This is a genomic window from Variovorax sp. EBFNA2, from assembly GCF_033802765.1.
In the GTDB taxonomy this organism is placed as follows: domain Bacteria; phylum Pseudomonadota; class Gammaproteobacteria; order Burkholderiales; family Burkholderiaceae_C; genus Variovorax; species Variovorax paradoxus_H.
Window position 1 is genome coordinate 3,412,928 of sequence record NZ_CP138496.1, and the last position, 18,181, is coordinate 3,431,108.

Annotated in this window: 14 protein-coding genes; 13 read left to right on the top strand and 1 reads right to left on the bottom strand. The window is 67.7% G+C overall.

Annotated features, from left to right (window positions below):
- Window positions 1-38 precede the first annotated feature (38 nt).
- The 4 genes from RZE79_RS15960 (at window position 39) to RZE79_RS15975 (ending at window position 2,963) form a co-directional block, all read left to right on the top strand.
- Entirely contained in the window at window positions 39-980 is a 942-nt protein-coding gene (locus RZE79_RS15960) for a CysB family HTH-type transcriptional regulator (protein ID WP_099789369.1), read from the top strand.
- 31 nt (window positions 981-1,011) lie between these two features.
- Entirely contained in the window at window positions 1,012-2,193 is a 1,182-nt protein-coding gene (locus RZE79_RS15965; RefSeq protein WP_319355370.1) for a pyridoxal phosphate-dependent aminotransferase, read from the top strand.
- A 31-nt stretch (window positions 2,194-2,224) separates the two neighbouring features.
- A complete protein-coding gene (locus RZE79_RS15970; protein ID WP_153284153.1) occupies window positions 2,225-2,599 on the top strand; it encodes a rard protein in 375 nt (124 codons plus the stop codon).
- 205 nt (window positions 2,600-2,804) lie between these two features.
- Window positions 2,805-2,963 carry a DUF3309 family protein gene (locus RZE79_RS15975; protein WP_153284152.1) on the top strand — a complete coding sequence of 53 codons (159 nt, stop codon included), beginning with the start codon at window positions 2,805-2,807 and terminating at the stop codon, window positions 2,961-2,963.
- Window positions 2,964-3,007: 44 nt separating this feature from the next.
- Here RZE79_RS15975 and hrpA read toward each other — a convergent pair whose 3' ends face one another.
- A complete protein-coding gene (hrpA, locus tag RZE79_RS15980) occupies window positions 3,008-6,790 on the bottom strand; it encodes an ATP-dependent RNA helicase HrpA (RefSeq protein WP_319361201.1) in 3,783 nt (1,260 codons plus the stop codon).
- 546 nt (window positions 6,791-7,336) lie between these two features.
- Here hrpA and RZE79_RS15985 point away from each other — a divergent pair.
- The 9 genes from RZE79_RS15985 (at window position 7,337) to prmB (ending at window position 18,091) form a co-directional block, all read left to right on the top strand.
- The gene (locus RZE79_RS15985; protein ID WP_319355371.1) at window positions 7,337-9,358 is read left to right on the top strand and encodes an AAA family ATPase; all 2,022 of its coding nucleotides are present in this window, start codon (window positions 7,337-7,339) and stop codon (window positions 9,356-9,358) included.
- Between the two features lie 43 nt (window positions 9,359-9,401).
- On the top strand, window positions 9,402-10,748 hold the full coding sequence (gene argA, locus RZE79_RS15990; protein ID WP_062470199.1) for an amino-acid N-acetyltransferase: 1,347 nt from the start codon (window positions 9,402-9,404) through the stop codon (window positions 10,746-10,748).
- 18 nt (window positions 10,749-10,766) lie between these two features.
- Window positions 10,767-11,414 carry a LysE family translocator gene (locus RZE79_RS15995; protein ID WP_319355372.1) on the top strand — a complete coding sequence of 216 codons (648 nt, stop codon included), beginning with the start codon at window positions 10,767-10,769 and terminating at the stop codon, window positions 11,412-11,414.
- Between the two features lie 118 nt (window positions 11,415-11,532).
- Window positions 11,533-12,531: a DUF3829 domain-containing protein gene (locus RZE79_RS16000; RefSeq protein WP_319355373.1), complete on the top strand. Its 999-nt coding sequence runs from the start codon at window positions 11,533-11,535 to the stop codon at window positions 12,529-12,531.
- A 58-nt stretch (window positions 12,532-12,589) separates the two neighbouring features.
- Entirely contained in the window at window positions 12,590-13,801 is a 1,212-nt protein-coding gene (dapC, locus tag RZE79_RS16005; RefSeq protein ID WP_319355374.1) for a succinyldiaminopimelate transaminase, read from the top strand.
- Window positions 13,802-13,851: 50 nt separating this feature from the next.
- Window positions 13,852-14,685, top strand: a complete 834-nt coding sequence (dapD, locus tag RZE79_RS16010) for a 2,3,4,5-tetrahydropyridine-2,6-dicarboxylate N-succinyltransferase (RefSeq protein ID WP_099789398.1) — start codon at window positions 13,852-13,854, stop codon at window positions 14,683-14,685.
- 166 nt (window positions 14,686-14,851) lie between these two features.
- Window positions 14,852-16,000: a PilT/PilU family type 4a pilus ATPase gene (locus tag RZE79_RS16015; protein WP_319355375.1), complete on the top strand. Its 1,149-nt coding sequence runs from the start codon at window positions 14,852-14,854 to the stop codon at window positions 15,998-16,000.
- 25 nt (window positions 16,001-16,025) lie between these two features.
- A complete protein-coding gene (gene dapE, locus RZE79_RS16020; protein ID WP_319355376.1) occupies window positions 16,026-17,213 on the top strand; it encodes a succinyl-diaminopimelate desuccinylase in 1,188 nt (395 codons plus the stop codon).
- Window positions 17,210-18,091, top strand: coding sequence for a 50S ribosomal protein L3 N(5)-glutamine methyltransferase (prmB, locus tag RZE79_RS16025; protein WP_319355377.1), 882 nt, complete (start codon window positions 17,210-17,212; stop codon window positions 18,089-18,091). The genes dapE and prmB overlap by 4 nt, the downstream gene beginning before the upstream one ends.
- The last annotated feature ends 90 nt before the right edge of the window (window positions 18,092-18,181 follow it).

The window sequence follows — 18,181 nt, forward strand, 5'->3', positions numbered from 1 at the left end:
AAAGGCATAATGAATTCCGCAATCAGACGGAATTTGATATGAATCTGCACCAGTTCAAGTTTGTTCAGGAAGCCGTGCGGCGCGGCCTGAACCTCACCGAGGCGGCCAAGGCACTGCACACCTCGCAGCCCGGCGTCTCCAAGGCGATCATCGAACTTGAGGAAGAGCTCGGCGTCGAGATCTTCGCCCGCCACGGCAAGCGCCTGAAGCGCATCACCGAACCCGGCCAGCACGTCATCGCGAGCATCGAACTCATCATGCGCGAGGTGGGCAACCTCAAGCGCATCGGCGAGCAGTTCAGCGCGCAAGACAGCGGCACCCTCTCCATCGCCACCACGCACACCCAGGCGCGCTATGTGCTGCCGGTGCCCGTGGCCAACCTGCGCGAGGCTTATCCGAAGGTCAACGTGAGCCTGCACCAGGGCTCGCCCGACCAGGTGGCGCGCATGGTGATCGACGAAATCGCCGAAATCGGCATCGCCACCGAATCGCTCGACGGATACGCCGAGCTGGTCACGCTGCCCTGCTACGAATGGCAGCACGTGCTGGTGCTGCCCAAGGACCACCCGCTGGCGGCCAAGGAGCGCGTGTCGCTCGAAGACCTGGCGCTCGAGCCGATCATCACGTACCACCCGTCGTTCACCGGTCGCACGCGCATCGACCATGCGTTTGCACAGAAGAAGCTGACGCCGCGCATCGCGCTCGAAGCCATCGACTCCGACGTGATCAAGACCTACGTGCGCCTCGGCCTGGGCGTGGGCATCGTGGCCGAGATGGCCGTGCGCGACGAGTCGAACGCCGACCTCGTGGTGCGCCCGATGGGCCACGTGTTCGGCCAGAACATCGCGCGCGTTGCGTTCAAGCGCAGCGCCTACCTGCGCAACTTTGTCTTCAAGTTCGCCGAGCTGCTGTCCGACCGCCTCGACCGCAACCTGATCGCGAAGGCCCTCAGCGGCCACCAGCAAGATTACGAACTCTGACCTTTCGCTTTTTCCCCCGCGACGACCGACCATGAGCACCGCCACCCCTTCGTCTTCTCCCCGCACGCCCGAGATCACCACCAAGCTGCCGGCTGTCGGCACCACCATCTTCACCGTGATGTCCACGCTCGCGGCCGAGAAGAACGCCGTGAACCTCGGCCAGGGCTTCCCCGATTTCCACTGCGATCCGAAACTGCTCGAAGACGTGACCGCCGCCATGGCGGCCGGCTACAACCAGTACCCGCCGATGCCGGGCATTCCGTCGCTGCGCGACGCCATTTCCGCCAAGATCGAGGCGCTCTACGGCCGCAGCTACAGCGCCGCGACCGAGATCACGGTCACGGCCGGCGCCACGCAGGCCATCATCACGGCCATCCTGGCCATCGTGCGCCCGGGCGACGAAGTGATCGTGCTGGAGCCCTGCTACGACAGCTACGTGCCCAACATCGACCTGGCCGGCGGCAAGGTCGTGCGCGTGCCGCTCGTGCCCGGCACCTTCCGCCCCGACTTCGACAAGATCGCCGCCGCGCTCACGCCGAAGACGCGCGCGATCATCATCAACACGCCGCACAACCCGAGCGCCACGGTCTGGACCGCGGCCGAGATGCGTAGGCTCGAAGACCTGCTCGCGCCCACCGACGTGTTCGTGATCAGCGACGAGGTCTACGAGCACATGGTGTTCGACGACGCACGCCATGAAAGCGTGGCGCGCTTCCCCGGCCTCGCGGCGCGCAGCTTCATCGTCAGCAGCTTCGGCAAGACCTACCACGTCACCGGCTGGAAGGTCGGCTTCGTGGCCGCGCCCGCGCCGCTGATGGCCGAGTTCCGCAAGGTGCACCAGTTCAACGTGTTCACCGTGAACACGCCGATGCAGCACGCGCTCGCGCAGTACATGGCGCGGCCCGAGCCGTACCTGGAGCTGCCGGCCTTCTACCAGCGCAAGCGCGACCTGTTCGCGGCCGGCCTGGCCGAGAAGACCCGCTTCAAGCTGCTGCGCAGCGAGGGCAGCTACTTCCAGTGCGTCGACATCTCGGCCGTGAGCGACCTGTCGGAAGCCGACTTCTGCCTCTGGCTCACGCGCGAGATCGGCGTGGCGGCCATTCCCCTGTCGGCCTTCTACGGCGACGGCTTCGACCAGCGCGTGGTGCGCTTCTGCTTCGCCAAGAAGGACGAGACGCTGCTCGCCGCGCTCGACCGCCTCGCGAAGCTCTGACGCCGGCGGGCCAGAGCATCCAGGCACCGCAATGGCGATGAACCGGCCGCGCTGGATCCTGCTGGCCCTGGGCCTGTCGTTCTTCCTGGTGGGCGTGGCCGACGCGTTCATGCCGCCACTGCACGGCAAGGACTACACCGCGCTCGACGTGGTGCATGTGTTCCTCATTTCGGCGCTGTGCTACATGTGGTGCCGGGCCGACGGCTTGGTGCGCGGCGTGCCCGCGCCCGGCCGCTCGGCGCTGCTTGCGGGCGTCTTTCCGGTGCTGGGCATTCCGGTCTACTTCTTTCGCACACGACCGTGGCGACGGGCGCTGCTGGCCACGCTGGGCGCCGCGGGATTCCTCGTGATGGGCCTGGTGCTGGCTGCCGTGGGTACCTTGTCGATCGAGTTCATGCGAAGCTGAAAGCCGCCCGGATGACCTCCGCCCGCCTCGTCACACGGGTCTGGGCACGGGGCTGAACGTCCTGCTCTCCGACGGCGCACGCGCCAAGCGCCGACGCGCACGGTAGGACAGTCCTGACCGCCGAAGGGGCGGCTCTCCGGCGCTTGCGGCGCCCCGGGGCGATGAGCATGAAGGCTCGTTACAACAAACGTCCCAGGAGAAAACCATGTCTCTCTCGTTCATTCTGCTGATCGTCCTGATCCTGCTGCTGATCGGCGCGCTGCCGAGCTGGGGTTACAGCCGGTCCTGGGGCTACGGGCCCAGCGGCGGCCTCGGGCTCGTGCTGCTGATCGTGGTGGTCCTCGTGCTCATGGGCCGCATATAGCGCCCACGCTGCCATGAAGAAAGCCCGCGTCGCCGCGGGCTTTTTTACGCCTGCAGTTGCGCCCAGGCCTTGTCGAGCCGCTTCACGCTCACCGGCTGCGGCGTGCGCAGCTCCTGCGCGAAAAAGCTCACGCGCAGTTCCTCGAGCAGCCAGCGGAACTCGAGCATGCGGTCGTCCACCACGCCCTTGCGCTCGGCCACGAGGCGCCAGTAGCGCTGCTCCTGCGGCTTCAGCTCGGCCAGCTTGGCGGCGTCGCGCGCGGGGTCGGCACGCAGCTTGTCCAGACGCAGCACGATGGCCTTGAGGTAGCGCGCGAAGTGCTGCAGCTGCGTCCACGGCGCGTCGGCGATGAAGCGCTTGCCGACGAGCTTCTGCAGCTGCTGCGCCGCGTCCTGCACCGCCTCGGGCTGGATCTTCGTGTCCTTGATCTTGCGCGCAGCCGCCGCGTACTCCACGAGGATGACGCCCGCGAGCCGTGCCACTTCGTTGGCGATCAGCGTGAGCCGCCCGCGCCCTTCTTCGAGCCGCTTCTTGAAGGCGAACTCGTCGGTCGGCAGCGGCTCCTGCAGGAACGCGCGGTCGACCGCCACGTCGATGATCTGCGTGCGCAACTCTTCCGACGTGCCCAGCGGCATGTAGGCGACCGACATCTTCTGCAGGTCGGGGATGTTCTTCTCGAGGTACTTGAGCGCGTCCTTCAGCTGCAGCGCGAACAGGCGGCGCAGGCCGGCGCGGTGCTTCGCGGCGGCCACGGCGGGCTCGTCGAACACCTCGATGGTCACGGCATCGCCCTCGTCGCGCAGCGCCGGGAAGCCGATGAGCGACTGCGAACCGCGCCGCACTTCCATCAGCTCGGGCAGCTCGCCGAAAGCCCAGGTCGTGTAGCGCTGGCCGGCGGGCAGCGCGGGCGTGGCCTTCTCGGGCGCAGCGTTCTTCGCAGGCGCCTGGCCTTCGGCTGCAGGCGCAGCCTTGGCGGTCGGCGACGCCTTCACGTTGAGCCCCGCGAGCGCCTGGAACGCACCGCGCGCCTGCGCGCCCAGCTCCGCCTTCAGCGCGCCGAGGTTGCGGCCCATGCCGAGCTGGCGGCCGTGCTCGTCGACGATGCGCAGGTTCATGAAGAGGTGCGGCGGCAGCATGTCGAGCTTGAAGTCGGCACGCTTCACGTCGATGCTGGTCATATCGCGCACGCGCTTGAGCAGCACGTCGGTGAGCGAACCGGTGCCGAAGAGTTCGGGCGCCGACAGTTCCTCGGCCAGCTTCGTCGCCGACTCGGGCAGCGGCACCAGCCGCGAGCGCGGGCGCTGCGGCAGGCTTTTGAGCAGCGCCTGGATCTTGTCCTTGAGCATGCCGGTCACCAGCCACTCGCAGCGCTCTTCGTTCACCTGGTTGAGCACGAACAGCGGCACGCTGACCGTGAGGCCGTCTTTCGCATCGCCCGGTTCATGCAGGTAGCTCGCGGCGCAATCGACGCCGCCCAGACGCAGCGTGGGCGGGAACGACTGCGTCGTGATGCCGGCCGCCTGGTGGCGCATCAGCTCGTCGCGCGTGAGATACAACAGCCGCGGCTGGTCCTTCGACGCGTGGCGGTACCAGTTCTCGAAGGTGATGCCGCTGGCCACGTCGGCCGGCAGCTGCGCGTCGTAGAAGGCGAAGATCAGTTCGTCGTCGACCAGCACGTCCTGCCGGCGCGCCTTGTGCTCCAGGCCTTCGACCTCGCGCACCAGCTTGCGGTTGGCCGTGAGGAACGGGAACTTGCTTTCCCACTGGCCGCCGACCAGCGCTTCGCGGATGAAGATCTCGCGCGCCGAGACCGGATCGACCTTGGTGAAATCGACGCGCCGACCGCTGTAGACCACCAGGCCGTACAGCGTCGCGCGCTCCAGCGCCGAGACCTGCGCGCCCTTCTTCTCCCAGTGCGGATCGAGCAGCTGCTTCTTCAGCAGATGCTCCGCCACCTGCTCGAGCCACTGCGGCTCGATGTTGGCGATGCCGCGCCCGAACAGCCGCGTGGTCTCGACCAGCTCGGCCGCGACGATCCAGCGCCCGGGCTTCTTCTTCAAGTGCGCGCCGGGGTGCTTGTAGAACTTGATGCCGCGCGCGCCGAGGTAGGCCTCGTCGTCCTCGAGCTTCCAGCCGACGTTGCCGAGCAGGCCCGCGAGCATCGACAGGTGCAGCGGCTCGTAGCCGGCCGGCGTGGCGTTGATGCGCCACTTGTGCTCGGTGACCACCGTGAGCAGCTGCGAATGGATGTCGCGCCATTCGCGCACGCGGCGGATGTTGATGAAGTTCTGGCGCAGCAGCTGCTCGTACTGGCGGTTGCTGAGCTTGTGCGTGTCGCCGTGGCCGCCGCGCGCGTCGGCGATCCACTTCCACAGCCGCAGGTAGCCGCTGAACTCGCTCTTCTCGTCGTCGAATTTCGAGTGCGCCTGGTCGGCCTGCTGCTGCGCCTCCATCGGCCGGTCGCGCACGTCCTGCACGCTGAGCGCCGAGGCAATGATGAGCACTTCTTCGAGCGCGCCGCGCGTGCGCGCTTCCAGGATCATCCGGCCGACGCGCGGATCGAGTGGCAGCTTCGCCAGTTCGCCGCCGGTGGCCGTGAGTTCGTTGGCGTCGTCGACTGCGCCGAGTTCGTTCAGCAGCTGGTAGCCGTCGGCAATCGCACGCGGCGATGGCGCTTCGAGGAACGGAAAGCGCGCCACGTCGCCCAGCCGCAGCGACTTCATGCGCAGGATCACGCCCGCAAGCGACGAACGCAGAATTTCCGGATCGGTGAAGCGCGGGCGCCCCGCAAAGTCCTTCTCGTCGTACAGGCGGATGCAGATGCCGTTCGCCACACGCCCGCATCGGCCTGCGCGCTGGTTGGCCGCGGCCTGGCTGATCGGCTCGACCAGCAGCTGCTCGACCTTGCTGCGGAAGCTGTAGCGCTTGACGCGCGCCGTGCCGGTGTCGATCACGTAGCGGATGCCCGGCACGGTGAGCGAGGTCTCGGCCACGTTGGTAGCCAGCACGATGCGCCGGCCGTGGTGGCTTTCGAAGATGCGGTCCTGCTCGGGGCCAGACAGCCGCGCGAACAGCGGCAGCACCTCGGCATTCCGGAACAGCGGCTGGTGGCTGACGTGGCGGCGCAGGTGGTCGGCGGCCTCGCGAATCTCGCGTTCGCCGGGCAGGAAGATCAGGATGTCGCCCGCGTTGTGCGGGTCGCGCCAGAGCTCGTCGACCGCGTCGGCAATGGCGTCGTTCAGGTCGTGCTCGCGCGACTCTTCGAACGGCCGGTAGCGCTGCTCGACCGGGAAGGTGCGGCCCGACACCATGATCGTCGGCGCGGGGCCTTTGGCCGAGGCGAAGTGCTGCGCGAAGCGGTCGGCATCGATGGTGGCCGAGGTGACGATCACCTTCAGGTCGGGCCGGCGCGGAAGAATCTCGCGCAGGTAGCCGAGCAGGAAGTCGATGTTCAGCGAGCGCTCGTGGGCCTCGTCGATGATTAGCGTGTCGTAGGCCTTCAGCAGCGGATCGGTCTGCGTCTCGGCCAGCAGGATGCCGTCGGTCATCAGCTTCACCGAGGCGTCGCGGCTCAGCCGATCCTGAAAGCGCACCTTGAAGCCGACCACATCGCCCAGCGGCGTCTTCAGCTCTTCGGCGATGCGCTTGGCGACCGAGCTTGCGGCAATGCGGCGCGGCTGCGTGTGGCCGATGAGGCGGCCCTTGCCGGGCTCGGCGTTTAGCTTGCCGCGCCCGAGCGCCAGCGCGATCTTCGGCAGCTGCGTGGTCTTGCCCGAGCCCGTTTCGCCGCAGACGATCACGACCTGGTGCGCCGCGATGGCGGCCATGATCTCCTCGCGCCGGCCGGAGACCGGGAGCGATTCTGGGAACTCGATGCGCAGGGGGGCGGGAGGTGTGAGGGTCGTCAAGGCAAGGCAGTCGTCGGTCGTTGCGCGCGGCGGCAGGCGGGCAAACCGCCAATTATCGCGGGGCCCCGCCGCTGTTGCATGGCATCCACAGCAAGGCCGCAGGCGGCAGGTGGCGCAGAAAATTTCGTAAAGACTCTTTACTCTACCGCATGCCGCCGCTACGATCGCGGCATGACCTCCTTCCTTGCCCCCCTCTCGATGCGCATCCGCTGCGCAAGCCACGTCGCTGCACGTGGCGGGGTCAAGGCGACCCGCCCGGCCTGACGAAGCCCGCGCGCCGGCTTCAGCTTCCTTTGCGGAACTGAACGCCCACCGCTCGCGTGCTTCGCATCGGTCGAAGCGCGCCAGCCCTGACCCGCACAGCGCCTGCACCACCGCCCTCCTCGCCCTCTTTGCATGCGGCGAGGAGAAGCGGCCGCATTCCTGTTTCCGTGTCCCCGAATCATTCGAAGAAAAAAGAACCTCATGTCGCAACAAGACATTTCCCGTGACCTGCATGCCACGCTGGCCGAGCGCACGCGCCACCTGCAGGCCATTGCCCATTCGCTGAAGGCCGAGCTGTTCGGCATCGACGAGATCATCGATCGCGTGATCGATTCGCTGCGCGCCTGGTACGTGCTGCCGCAGCTCATCAGCCGCCCGGTCGTCATCTGCCTGTGGGGCCTGACCGGCACCGGCAAGACGCAACTCGTGCGGCGCCTGGCGCAGCACCTGGGCTTTTACGACCGCTTCATCGAAGTGCAGATGGACGGCTTCAGCCACGGCTCGGGCCACCGCACCGCCGGCTCCATCTCGGCCATGCTCGCCGAGTCGGGCATCGCCGAGGGCGCGCCCGGCATCCTCGTGCTCGACGAGTTCCAGCGCTTTCGCACCGTGGACGCCAACGGCAAGGAAGCGCGCGTGGAGCGCTACCAGGACGTGTGGGCGCTGCTGTCCGACGGCCGCCTGCCGCCGTCGCTCTCGGTGCTCAGCGAGATCGAGTCGTCGCTGGCCTGGGCCGAGTACGACCAGGACCGCCGCACCGATGACGACGACGATGAAGACGAAGATGAAGGTGCCAAGGCAGGCAAGACCAAGCGCAAGCGCCGCCTGCAGCTCTCGCCCTGGGAAGCGCAGGAGTTCAAGCGCTGCCTGAAGCTGCGCGAGTCGCTGCTCGAAATCATGACCTGGAAGCCCGACGAGATCCAGGCGCGGCTGCGCGCCTTTCGCGCGTCGCAGGACAACTGGGAAACCGACTACTCCAAGCTGCTGGTCTTCGTCTCGGGCAACCTCGACGAGATGTACGCCGAGACCGCCAAGCGGGTGGAAGACTGCGACACCGACGCCGACATCTTCCACGCGCTGACCAGGAAGCTCTCGCTCATCGACGTGAAGAGGGCGCTGGCCGAACGCTTCAAGCCCGAGCAGGTGGCGCGGCTGGGCAACAACCACGTGATCTACCCGTCGTTCAGCCGCGCCACCTACGTGCGCCTGATCCTGTCGATCTGCGACCGCTACGTGGGCGAGATCCAGGAAAGCTCGGGCGTGCGCTTCGTGCTCGACGCGAGCGTGTACGAGCAGATCTACGCCAACGCCGTGTTCCCGGCGCAGGGCACGCGGCCGCTGTTCTCGTCGATCCACGCGATCCTGAGCGCGACGCTGGTCAACGCCGCGCTGTGGGCGCTCGAACAGGGCGCGCATGGCAGCGAGCCCGTGTGGCTGATGCTCGACCCCGGCGAAGTCACGCCCGGCGGCCCGCGCCTGGTCGCGCGCTTCCGGCTGGCGCGGCACGAGTTCCCCGTGGCGCTGGAGCTGAACCGGCTCAAGCAGCGCGCCAACGCCGACTTCCGTGCGCTGCTCGCGGTGCACGAGGCCGGCCACGGCCTGGTGTACGCCCTGCTCTTCGGCCGCGCGCCGCAAGAGATTCGCATCAACGTGGCGTCGTTCGAGGGCGGCTACAACAGCTACGTGAAGCGCAAGGCGTGGTCCAAGCGCAACCTGCTCGACAGCGTGTGCGTGAGCCTGGCCGGCCGCGCGGCCGAGCGGCTGGTGTTCGGCGAATCGGGCTGCACCACCGGCGCCGAGCGCGACCTGATGCAGGCCACGGCCACAGCGGCGCGCTACGTGCGGCACCTGGGCTTCGGCACGCGCTGGAGCCGCACCGACGTGACGACCGATTCGAACGACAACCTCAACACCGACGTGGCCGCCACCAACCGCGAGATCGAGGCCATTCTGGCGCGCGAACACACCCGCGCGCTCGGCCTGCTCGAAGCGCACGCGACGGCCTTCATGGCAGTGGTCGATGCGCTGATGGCGCACGGTTCGATCGCGCCGGACGAGCTTGCCGCGCTGCTCGGTCTGCCGCTGGCGCCGGTCACGCCGGCGGGCTCGGCCGAGGCGGCGGTGGAGCCGCTGGACGCCTACGCCGACCAGCTTGAGGCCTTCAAGGCCCGCGGCACGCCCGCCGCGGCCGGGGCCGGCCGGCTGCTGCGCGCCCTGGCATGACGCGCTGCACCAAAACCTTGCCAAGAATGCACAATCACGCCCCATGTCCACCGTCTTCAATTTCACCTTCGTGCCCTGGTTCCGCTCGGTCGCGCCCTACATCCACACGCACCGCGGCAAGACGTTCGTGGTCGCGCTCGCGGGTGAGGCCATCGCGGCGGGCAAGCTGCAGAACATCGCGCAAGACCTGGCCCTGATCCAGAGCATGGGCGTCAAGATCGTGCTGGTGCACGGCTTCCGGCCGCAGGTCAACGAGCAGCTCGCGGCCAAAGGCCACGAGGCCAAGTACTCGCACGGCATCCGCATCACCGACGCCGTGGCACTCGACTCGGCGCAAGAGGCCGCCGGCCAGCTGCGCTACGAGATCGAGGCCGCCTTCAGCCAGGGCCTGCCGAACACGCCCATGGCCGGCTCGACGGTGCGCGTGATCTCGGGCAACTTCATCACCGCGCGCCCCGTGGGCGTGGTCGACGGGGTGGACTTCAAGCACTCGGGCCTGGTGCGCAAGGTCGATGCGGCCGGCATCCGCCGCACGCTCGACTTCGGCGCGATGGTGCTCATGTCGCCCTTCGGCTTCTCGCCGACCGGCGAGGCGTTCAACCTGACGATGGAAGAGGTCGCGACCAGCGTGGCCATCTCGATCCAGGCCGACAAGCTGATCTTTTTGACCGAAGTGCCGGGCATCCGCGTGGACAGCGAGTTGCCCGAGAGCGAAGACAACCCGATCGACACCGAGCTGCCACTGGCCGCCGCCGAGAAGCTGCTGGCCTCGCTGCCGCCCGCGCAGAAGCCGACCGACACCGCCTTCTATCTGCAGCACTGCGTGAAGGCCTGCAAGGGCGGCGTGGAGCGCAACCACATCCTGCCGTTTGCGCTCGACGGCTCGCTGCTGCTCGAAATCTACGTGCACGACGGCGTCGGCACGATGGTGATCGACGAGAAGCTCGAGAGCCTGCGCGAAGCCACGGTGGACGACATCGGCGGCATCCTGCAGCTCATCGAACCCTTCGAGCGCGACGGCACGCTGGTCAAGCGCGACCGCACCGAGATCGAGCGCGACGTGGGCCACTACACGGTCATCGAGCACGACGGCGTGATCTTCGGCTGCGCGGCGCTCTACCCGTACCCCGAGGCGAAAACCGCCGAGATGGCCGCGCTCACGGTGTCGCCGCAATCGCAGTCGCAGGGCGACGGCGAACGCATCCTCAAGCGCATCGAGCATCGCGCCAAGGCCATGGGCCTGGAAAGCATCTTCGTGCTCACCACGGTCACGATGCACTGGTTCCTCAAGCGCGGCTTCCAGCAGGTGAATCCCGACTGGTTGCCCGAGGCGCGCAAGCGCAAGTACAACTGGGATCGCAAGAGCCAGGTGCTGGTCAAAAAAATCTGAAGAAAGAAAGACGCCCCGATGACGCTCGCCACCGCCCTGCTGTTCGCCATCGTGGCGTTCGCCGCCATCGCCACACCCGGTCCCACAGTGCTGCTGGCGCTCAGCAACGGTTCGCGCCACGGCGTGCGACGGGCGCTGCCGGGCATGCTCGGCGCGGTGCTGTCCGATTTCGTGCTGGTCGGCGCCGTGGCGCTCGGCCTGGGCGCGCTGCTGGCGGCTTCGGAGTTCTGGTTCTCGATGCTCAAGTGGGTCGGCGCGGCCTACCTGGCCTGGCTCGGGCTGCGCATGCTGCGTTCCAAGGGCGGCTTCCAGTTGCCGAACGCAGACGCGGCGGCCACCGTCACGGCGGGCGAAAGCCGGCGCATCTTCTTCAAGTCGTTCCTGGTCGCGGTGACCAACCCCAAGGGCTACATCTTCTGCTCGGCGCTGCTGCCGCAGTTCATCGACCCGGCCGCCGCGCAGGCGCCGCAGTACGTGGTCATTGCGCTGATCTTCGCGGGCCTCGACATGGGGGTGATGCTGGCCTACGCCTTCGTCGGCGCCCGCGCGATCCGACTGCTCACGGTGTCGGCCACGCGCTGGATCGACCGCGCCTGCGGCGGCATGCTGCTGGCGCTGGCGGGCTCGCTCGCCTTCTACCGGCGCAGCGCGGCCGCCGCCGTCTGACACCTCGCCCCCCGACCGCTGTCTTCAGGCAGCGGCGCTCCCCCACGATGTTTTTCCGGCCGACCGCGCCATCCCGCGGCCTGCCCGTGCTGTTTTTTTCAACGGAGGAAATGAAAGAATGAAGAAGTACCAAACCCTTCTGGGTGCCACCCTCGTCGCCGTGTCGGCGCTCGTCGCGGGCTGCGGCGACAAGGCGGACAAAGCCGCCCAGCCCTCGGCCTCTGCCACCGAAGCCAAGCCGGCCGCCCCCGCCCCCAACGACCAGAAGCTCGTCGAAAAGTACAACCTCTACGTCGACGTCTCGAACAACCTGCGCACCTCGTTCCAGGAAGCCCGCGAGAGCTACGTGACCGACCAGGTGCCGCTGCTGCAGGCCAAGGCGCCGCTCACCAGCCTGCGCATCCAGAACGACATCCTGGTCGACCGCTCGGCCAAGAAGCTCGATGCCGCCGCCGCCATCGCCGCGCCGCTGCCCGAGATCGACGAATCGGCCAAGGCTTTCTCGGCCGCGCTCAAGGTGCTGTCGCCCCTGAGCCGCGAGCTGAACGACTACGCCAATTCCAAGGGCTACCTCGCCGACAACGGCGACAAGGCGCGCCAGCTCAGCGACAGCTACCTGGCCGCGCTCACCACCGTCGCGCAGGCCGAAGCGGCCTTCGACAAGGGCCTGAGCGCCCGCGACCAGGCGCTCACCAAGGAAGCCTTCGAGAAGGCGCCCAAGGACACCGCCGCCTACTACCGCGCCGGCCTGATCTATCACGGCAAGCTCAACCACGCCGACGCCATGGCGCTGTTCGCCGCGCCCAACGACCCGCAGGCCCTGGCCGCCTTCGAGGCCTCGCTGGCGCTGGTGGCCGACTCGGCCGCGGGCTGGAGCAAGAAGACCGGCGAGCAGTCGGCCCAGAGCGGCAAGAGCTGCAGCGGCGGCATGCTGCAGATCAACGATTTCATCGGCCAGTCGCGCTCGCTGATCAAGGACGCCAAGGACGGTGTGTTCAAGCGCAAGGAAACCGGTGCGATGGCCCGCATGGGCCGCTCGGGCATCGTCGACGCGGCCAACCGCTACAACCAGAACTTCGCCAACATGATCGGCCAGTTCAACCGCCCGCTCTGCTGAGCGGGACAAGGGGCGCGGGGCGTGCGGGCCGCACGGCCCGTCGCCGATAATCCGGGGCATGAATCCCTTGCTTTCCAAATTGCAGCCGTACCCCTTCGAGCGGCTGAAGCAACTGTTCGCGGGCGTCACGCCCGCCCCCGAATTCGCGCCCATCAGCCTGGGCATCGGCGAGCCCAAGCACGCCACGCCGGCCTTCATCAAGGACGCCCTGAGCGCCGGCCTCGGCGCCCTCGCCGCCTACCCCGCCACCGCCGGCGAACTGAAACTGCGCACCGCCTTCACCGACTGGCTGCATCGCCGCTACAGCCTGTCGCTCGCCCCGGCCACCCAGGTGCTCCCGGTCAACGGCTCGCGCGAGGCGCTGTTCTCGCTCGCCCAGACCGTGGTCGACCCCAGCGCCAGCCCCAAGCCGGTGGTGATGTCGCCCAACCCGTTCTATCAAATCTACGAGGGCGCGGCGCTGCTCTCGGGCGCCGAGCCGTACTACGTGCCGAGCGTGCCCGCGCGCAACTTTGCCGTCGACTGGGACAGCGTGCCCGAGGCTGTGTGGGCCCGCACCCAGCTCGTGTTCGTCTGCTCGCCGGGCAATCCCACGGGCGCCGTGATGGCGCTGGACGAGTGGCAGAAGCTCTTCGCGCTGTCCGACCGCCACGGCTTCGTGATCGCCGCCGACGAGTGCTACAGCGAAATCTACTTCCGCGACGAACCGCCGCTGAGCGGCCTCGAAGCCTCGATGAAGCTCGGCCGGCCCGACTTCAAGAACCTGATCGCGCTCACATCCCTGTCCAAGCGCAGCAACGTGCCCGGCCTGCGCAGCGGCTTCGTGGCCGGCGACGCGGCCCTCATCAAGAAATTTTTGCTCTACCGCACCTACCACGGCAGCGCCATGAGCGGCGCCGTGGCCGCCGCCAGCATCGCGGCCTGGGGCGACGAGTCGCACGTGGTCGACAACCGCGCCCAGTACCGCGCCAAGTTCGCCGCCGTCACGCCGCTGCTCGAACCCGTGCTCGACGTGCGCCTGCCCGACGCCAGCTTCTACCTCTGGGCCGGCGTGCCCGAAGTGTGGGCTGGCGACGACGAAGCCTTCGCCCGCGCGCTCTACGCTCAATACAATGTCACGGTTTTGCCGGGGAGCTATCTGGCGCGCGACACCGACCACAGCGCCAACCCGGGCCGCGGCCGCATCCGCATGGCACTGGTGGCCGAAACGGCCGAGTGCGTCGAGGCCGCCCGGCGCATCGTCCGTTTCGTCAAAGACGGCCGCCGCTGACCCCCTGTCGCCCCGCTTCCCTGCCCCCTTTTTCACCCGAGACTTTCTCCATGACACAGCAACTGCAACAGACCATCGACGCCGCGTGGGAAGACCGCGCCAACATCTCGCCCGCCGCTGCCCCCGCCGAAGTGCGTGACGCCGTCGAGCACGTGATCACCGAGCTGAACAACGGCAAGCTGCGCGTGGCCACCCGCGAAGGCGTGGGCCAGTGGACCGTGCACCAGTGGATCAAGAAGGCCGTGCTGCTGTCGTTCCGCCTCAAGGACAACGAACAGATCCAGGCCGGCTCGCTGGGCTTCTACGACAAGGTGGCGACCAAGTTCTCGCACCTGTCGGCCGCCGAGCTGAAGGAATCGGGCGTGCGCATCGTGCCGCCGGCCGTGGCCCGCCGCGGCAGCTTCATCGCCAAGGGCGCGATCCTGATGCCCTCGTACGTGAACATCGGCGCCTACGTGGGCGAAGGCACCATGGTCGACACCTGGGCCACCGTCGGTTCGTGCGCACAGATCGGCGCCAACGTGCACCTGTCGGGCGGCGTCGGCATCGGCGGCGTGCTCGAGCCGCTGCAGGCCGGCCCGACCATCATCGAAGACAACTGCTTCATCGGCGCACGCTCCGAAGTCGTCGAAGGCGTGGTCGTCGAAGAGAACTCGGTGCTGGGCATGGGCGTGTACCTCGGCCAGAGCACCCCGATCTTCAACCGCGAAACCGGCGAAATCTCGTACGGCCGCGTGCCCAGCGGCAGCGTGGTCATCAGCGGCAACCTGCCCAAGAAGACCAAGTCGGGCCAGGACTACAGCACCTACGCCGCCATCATCGTGAAGACGGTCGACGCGCAGACGCGCTCCAAGACCAGCCTGAACGACCTGCTGCGCGATTGACCTAAGCACACCCCCATGCTGCGCGCACTGCGTGTCGCTTCGCACACCCCCTTGCAGGGGGCAACGCCAGCGGCCCGGCAAAGCCGGTTCCGCGGCGTTCCGCGCGAAGAGTCCCGTGCTTGCGCAGTCTGCGAATAATTCAGAGAACAACCGAGGAGAGAGACCGATGAACATGATGGAACGGATTCTTCGTTTGATGGCCGAGCGCAAGGCCTCTGACATCTACCTCTCGGCCAACTCCCCGGTGATGATCCGCATCAACGGCAACTGCCTGCCGATCAATGCGCAGGTGCTGCCGCCGACCGCGCCGCTGGCGCTGCTGTCGGAAGTGGTGCCCGAAGCCCGCATCCAGGAACTGGAAAACACGGGCGAACTCAACATGGCCGTCGCCCTCGAAGGCGCCGGCAACTACCGCATCAGCGCCATGCGCCAGCGCGGCAGCTACGCCGTGGTGGTGCGCCACATCGCCTCGGTCATCCCCAGCTTCGACGAGCTGAACCTGCCCGACATCCTGAAGTCGCTCATCATGGAAAAGCGCGGGCTGATCCTGATGGTGGGCGCCACCGGCGCGGGCAAGACGACCACGCTGGCCTCGATGCTCGATTACCGCAACGAGCACGCCAGCGGCCACATCCTCACGGTCGAAGAGCCGATCGAGTTCACCTACACCAACAAGAAATCGCTTGTGAACCAGCGCGACGTGGGCAGCGACACCACCTCGTTGCAGGTGGCCCTGAAGAACGCGCTGCGCCAGGCGCCCGACGTGATCCAGATCGGCGAAATCCGCGACCGCGACACCATGACGGCCGCCATTGCCTACGCGCAGTCGGGCCACCTGTGCGTGGCCACGCTGCATGCCAACAACAGCTACCGCGCGCTGAACCGCATCCTGAGCTTCTTCCCGGTCGAGGTGCGCCCCACCCTGCTGGGCGACCTGGGCTCGGCGCTGCGCGCCGTGGTGTCGCAGCGCCTGCTGCGCACGCCGGCCGGCGCACGCGTGCCCGCACTCGAAGTGATGCTGAACACCGCGCTGGTGGCCGACCTGATCGAAAAGGGCGACTTCTCCGGCGTCAAGGAGGCCATGGAGCAGTCGATGGCCGAAGGCTCGCAGACCTTCGAGGAAGACATCGCCCGCCTCATCACCGAGGAGCGCGTGACCCGCGAAGAAGGCCTGGCCAACGCCGACTCGCCCACCAACCTGATGTGGCGCCTGCAGAACCGCGACGCGCCCAAGAAGCAGGCCGAGGATCGCGACCTGACCGACCAGCTCGACGAACCGACTTTCACCGACATCACGCTCGACGTGAAGTTCTGACCGCCCCTTAATCCCCGCTCCCTCGATGTCCCGTACGCTCCAGCTCGCCGAACAACTGATCTCGCGCCCTTCCGTCACCCCCGACGACGCGGGTTGCCAACAGATCCTGGGCGAACGCCTTACCGCGCTGGGCTTCACGCTGGAAACCATCGAGAGCGGCCCGGCCGATTTCCGGGTCACCAACCTCTGGGCCGTGCGCCGTCCTGCGAATAGCAAGGCAACGAAGACGCTGGTCTTCGCCGGCCACACCGACGTCGTGCCCACCGGCCCACTCGACCAGTGGAGCAGCCACCCGTTCACGCCCACGCACCGCGACGGCAAGCTCTACGGCCGCGGCGCCTGCGACATGAAGACCTCGGTCGCGGCCTTCGTGACCTCCATCGAAGAGTTTTTGCAGGGCGAGCCCGACCCGGCGCTCACGCTGGCGCTGCTGCTCACCAGCGACGAGGAAGGCCCGGGCGTCGACGGCACCGTGATCGTCTGCAACGCGCTGACCGCACGCGGTGAAACCATCGACTACTGCATCGTCGGCGAGCCCACCTCGGTTGCGCGCTGCGGCGACATGATCAAGAACGGCCGCCGCGGCACCATGAGCGGCAAGCTCACGGTGAACGGCGTGCAGGGTCACATCGCCTACCCGCATTTGGCGAAGAACCCGGTGCACGCGGTGGCGCCGGCGCTGGCCGAGCTCGTGGCGATCAACGCCGCCGGCGGTTGGGACGCGCAAAGCAATCCCTACTTCCAGCCCACCAGCTGGCAGATCAGCAATTTCCATTCGGGCACCGGCGCAAGCAACGTCATTCCGGGCAGCGCGGTGATCGACTTCAACTTCCGCTTCTCGACCGAATCGACGCCCGAATCGCTGCAGCAGCGCGTGCACGCCGTGCTCGACGCGCACGGCGTCGACTACACGCTGGCCTGGACCGTCGGCGGCCTGCCCTTCCTGACCACGCCCGGCGAACTCGTCACGGCCGTGCAGGCGGCGATCCGCGAAGAAACCGGCCTGGACACCGAGCTGTCGACCAGCGGCGGTACCAGCGACGCGCGCTTCATCGCCAAGATCTGCAAGCAGGTCGTCGAGTGCGGCCCGGTGAACGCCAGCATCCACAAGATCGACGAGCACATCGAGGTCGCCGAGATCGAGACGCTGAAGAACATCTACCTGCGCACGCTGCGCGGGCTCGACGCGGCGCTTACCCAAGGCGCGCGATGAGCACCGTCATCGAACTCATCGAAGCCGGTGCCAAACGGCTCGAAGAAGCCGGCGTCGCGTTCGGCCATGGCACCGCCAACGCCTTCGACGAAGCCGCCTGGCTCGTGCTGTGGCGGCTGAAGCAGCCGCTGGACGACATCGACGCCGTGGCCGACACCGCTGTGTCGCCGGCCGATGCGGCCAAGGTGGCCGCGCTCATCGACGAGCGCATCGCCACGCGCAAGCCCGCGGCCTACCTCACGAAGGAAGCCTGGCTGCAAGGCGTGCCCTTCTACGTGGACGAGCGCACCATCGTGCCGCGCAGCTTCATTGCCGAGCTCATCGCGGACGGCAGCATCGACTACTGGCTGGGCGAACACACGCAGCGCGTGCTCGACCTGTGCACCGGCAACGGCAGCCTCGCGGTGCTGGCGGCGCTCACCTACCCGGACGTGACGGTCGATGCGGCCGATCTGTCGACCGAAGCGCTCGAAGTGGCCGCCATCAACGTCACGCGCCACGCGCTCGACGCGCGCGTCAAGTTGATCGCATCGGACGGCCTGAAGAACGTGCCCGGTACGTACGACCTCGTGCTGTGCAACCCGCCCTACGTGAACAGCGCCAGCATGGCTGCGCTGCCCGCCGAATACCGCGCCGAGCCCGAACTGGCGCTGGCCGGCGGCACCGACGGCATGGACTTCGTGCGCCAACTGTTCACCGACGCGCCCGCCCGCATGAGCGAGCAGGCCGTGCTGGTGCTGGAAATCGGAAACGAGCGCGACTACTTCGAGGCGGCGTTTCCGCAGCTCGAGGTGGTCTGGCTCGAAACCTCGGCCGGCGAAGACCAGGTGCTGCTGGTCACCCGGACGGCGCTGCTGGCCGGCGCCGGCGTGCGTTAGCGGCGCCCGCCCAAGCCCCTCTTTTTCGCCTTGCATGCAGCCTCGTGGCTGCGCCCCCTTTCATCGGGTGATGTCCGCCTTTGCCCCTTC

Bases quoted from the DNA above. Each gene is read 5' to 3' on its own strand.
- RZE79_RS15975 (WP_153284152.1), top strand. From the start codon at position 2,805: ATGTCTCTCTCGTTCATTCTGCTGATCGTCCTGATCCTGCTGCTGATC.
- RZE79_RS15995 (WP_319355372.1), top strand. From the start codon at position 10,767: ATGACGCTCGCCACCGCCCTGCTGTTCGCCATCGTGGCGTTCGCCGCC.
- RZE79_RS15985 (WP_319355371.1), top strand. From the start codon at position 7,337: ATGTCGCAACAAGACATTTCCCGTGACCTGCATGCCACGCTGGCCGAG.
- RZE79_RS15965 (WP_319355370.1), top strand. From the start codon at position 1,012: ATGAGCACCGCCACCCCTTCGTCTTCTCCCCGCACGCCCGAGATCACC.
- hrpA (WP_319361201.1), bottom strand. From the start codon at position 6,790: ATGGCCGCCATCGCGGCGCACCAGGTCGTGATCGTCTGCGGCGAAACG.
- prmB (WP_319355377.1), top strand. From the start codon at position 17,210: ATGAGCACCGTCATCGAACTCATCGAAGCCGGTGCCAAACGGCTCGAA.
- dapD (WP_099789398.1), top strand. From the start codon at position 13,852: ATGACACAGCAACTGCAACAGACCATCGACGCCGCGTGGGAAGACCGC.
- argA (WP_062470199.1), top strand. From the start codon at position 9,402: ATGTCCACCGTCTTCAATTTCACCTTCGTGCCCTGGTTCCGCTCGGTC.
- dapC (WP_319355374.1), top strand. From the start codon at position 12,590: ATGAATCCCTTGCTTTCCAAATTGCAGCCGTACCCCTTCGAGCGGCTG.
- RZE79_RS15970 (WP_153284153.1), top strand. From the start codon at position 2,225: ATGGCGATGAACCGGCCGCGCTGGATCCTGCTGGCCCTGGGCCTGTCG.
- RZE79_RS16015 (WP_319355375.1), top strand. From the start codon at position 14,852: ATGAACATGATGGAACGGATTCTTCGTTTGATGGCCGAGCGCAAGGCC.
- RZE79_RS15960 (WP_099789369.1), top strand. From the start codon at position 39: ATGAATCTGCACCAGTTCAAGTTTGTTCAGGAAGCCGTGCGGCGCGGC.
- dapE (WP_319355376.1), top strand. From the start codon at position 16,026: ATGTCCCGTACGCTCCAGCTCGCCGAACAACTGATCTCGCGCCCTTCC.
- RZE79_RS16000 (WP_319355373.1), top strand. From the start codon at position 11,533: ATGAAGAAGTACCAAACCCTTCTGGGTGCCACCCTCGTCGCCGTGTCG.